The following is a 2,605-nucleotide window of genomic DNA, read 5'->3' on the forward strand; positions in this document are numbered from 1 at the left end:
CCCGCCCGCGCCCGCGGACGCGCCGATGACGCCTTCGGGCGTTTCGCCGGTGGCCAGCCCATCCTGAAAGGCCACCACTCCGAGAAATCCGCACGCCGTGCACGCGAGCGCGGCGATGCCGCAACGCGCCGCGCACTCGAACACCAGGAGGAAGCCAAGCGCTACGAAGCCAAGGCCCGGGAGGCCCGCGCGCAGGCCGAAATCGCCGACTGGCGCGCCGCCATGGCCCGGCAGTTCCGCCAGAGCGACTTCCGGCCCGGAGATGTCATCGAATACACCTGGCGCGATACCACGGTCCTGCGCAGCGCCGTGAAGCGGGCGAATGCGACCACGCTCACGCAGGCGGACTCGGACAACAAGATCGAGTACTGGCGGGTGGTCGCCCGCATCCGCGACGGCCAGCTTCTGCGCGACCCCGGCGAACTCGACGCCCCCACAAAGCCCATGACCCTCACGCCCGCCGGCGAGACCCCGCCCGGCGCCGCACCGTCTGGCCAGGGCCGCACCACCAAAGAGGGTGCTCCCCCCGGCCCACAGCACCCCGGCCCGGGGCACACGCAGCCCTCCGGCACCGAACCCGCCCCCAGGAGGGCAGAGATGGACCACGCGCCCCCCAGCACCACTGCAGCCCCTGAGGGCGCCGGCCGCAGCCCAGGGGGGCAGCCAGGGCAGCCCGGGCAGGAGGACGCGACGGCGCAGCTGAACACCACACCCTGCGCGCAGATGGAGGATCAAGCTCTGGAGGATGAGGACAGCGATCTGTACGACGTCCTCCAGGCGCTGGAAGGGGCCACCGACCCGCTGGACCTCGCCTACCGCCACCGGGCCGAGCAGCGCGCATGGGAGGTCGATGACGAACGGCGCCGCCGAGAGCCTCTGGAGGCCGCCCGGGACCGCGGGCAGGTCATTGAGGACCGGTTGGCCGGGTACGGGCTCAACGACGACGCCCCCGCCCTGAGCAGCGGGGATCTGGAGCAGGCCCTGGCCCAGATGCCAGCCGCCCGCCCCGGTGCCCCCACCGATGAACAGTGGGCCCGCATCGACGCGGCAGCGGCTGCGGCCGAGGCCTTCCCGGCGACCGATGAACAGCGCCTGGCCATCGAAGCCGTAGCACGGCGCCGACTCAATACGGCGATACGCGCCCTGGCCGGTACAGGGAAGTCAGCGACCCTCGAGATGATCTGCCGACGGCTGCCCGACCAGAGGATCGCCCTGCTCGCCTTCAACCGCGGCGTCGTCGACGACGCCAAGGCAGCCAAAGCAGCAGGCAAGTACGGCGATCACGTGGAACCGATGACCGCCAACGGCCTGGCTTTCCAGTCGGTCAACCAGCGCTACCTGGATGCCGGGCGCGGACTGAAGCACCGGCTGCCCGACCACGGCGGAGCCTCCCGCCAAACGGCCCAGCAGATCGCCGACTTGATGCATGTCTACCAAGCCATTCAGGTAGGAGTACACCGACTGACTCCGGAGACCGCAGCCTCTCTGGCCCGAGGGATGCTGCAACGCTGGTGCCAGTCCGCCGATGCCTGCCTCGGCCCCCAGCACACCCGCGTGCCCACCTTCCTTGGCCCGGATAACCGCCAGGCCTTGTTCGAGGCCCTCAAACCCCTCACCGAGCGCATGTGGGCCGACCTCACCGACCCCTACGGCAAGCTCACCTACGACCACGACTACATCGTCAAACAGTGGGCCCTGTCCGGCTCCACGATCCCTTACGATCTCATCGCCTGGGACGAGGCCCAGGACGTCAACCCCGTCCTGGACGGCTGCCTGCGCGCCGCCCTGGAGCACGGCACGCAGGTGGTGGCGGTCGGGGACGCCAACCAGTCCATCTACTCCTTCCGCGGCGCCACCGACGCGCTGTCGCACTTCCCCGTCGACGTGTCGCTCACGCTGACCCAGTCCTTCCGCTACGGCGAGTACATTGCCGACGTCGGCAACCGCATCCTGCGGCTCCTGGGCGCCCGGATGCGGCTCAAGGGCCTGGCCGGCAAACCCTCCGAGCTGACTGAACTGGGCCCCGACGAGGTGGATGCGGTGCTGACGCGCACCAACGCCACCGCCGTCACCGAAGCCCTCGACGCCGTCGACCGGGGCAAGAGGGTCGCCGTCGCCGGAGGACTCGACGAGATCCGCGAGTTCCTCCAAGCGGTCCACCAGCTGAAGGAAACCGGCAAAAGCAAGCACAAGGACCTGGCCTCCTTCCACTCCTGGGCGGAGGTCCTCACCTACGTGGAAACGGAGCCCGAGGCCGCGGGATCGATGCGCACCATCGTCCAGCTGATCGACAACGACACCGACGGACGACTGGACCAGCTCCTGGACGTCGGCGGACTGGGCAGCATCCACCTGAGCCCGGATGGTGAACGCCTGTGGATCTCAGGCACCCAACCCTCTCACCCCGACCACCAGGCCTTCACCGACTGGCTCAAGGACCGAGAAACCAACAAGTTCGGCAGGTGCGTCTACGACGGCAGCTCCCAGCGCTGGTACTACCAGCCCGGACGCCACCGCATCACCTATGAGAAGAACGGCCAGCCCAGGCAGTGGTGGGTCAACAACCCGGCCAGCAATCTCCCCAAGGCCCGGGCCGCCATCGAGG

The 2,605-nt window shown here is 69.4% G+C and carries 1 protein-coding gene; it reads left to right on the forward strand.

What is annotated here, in order from left to right; genetic code table 11:
• A partial coding sequence (locus tag ACFWZ5_RS46080) for a DUF3560 domain-containing protein (protein ID WP_384893238.1) occupies positions 1 to 2,605 on the forward strand: 2,605 nt, incomplete at both ends.

Origin of the sequence: Streptomyces sp. NPDC059003, assembly GCF_042740445.1 — a bacterium.
Classification (GTDB): domain Bacteria; phylum Actinomycetota; class Actinomycetes; order Streptomycetales; family Streptomycetaceae; genus Streptomyces.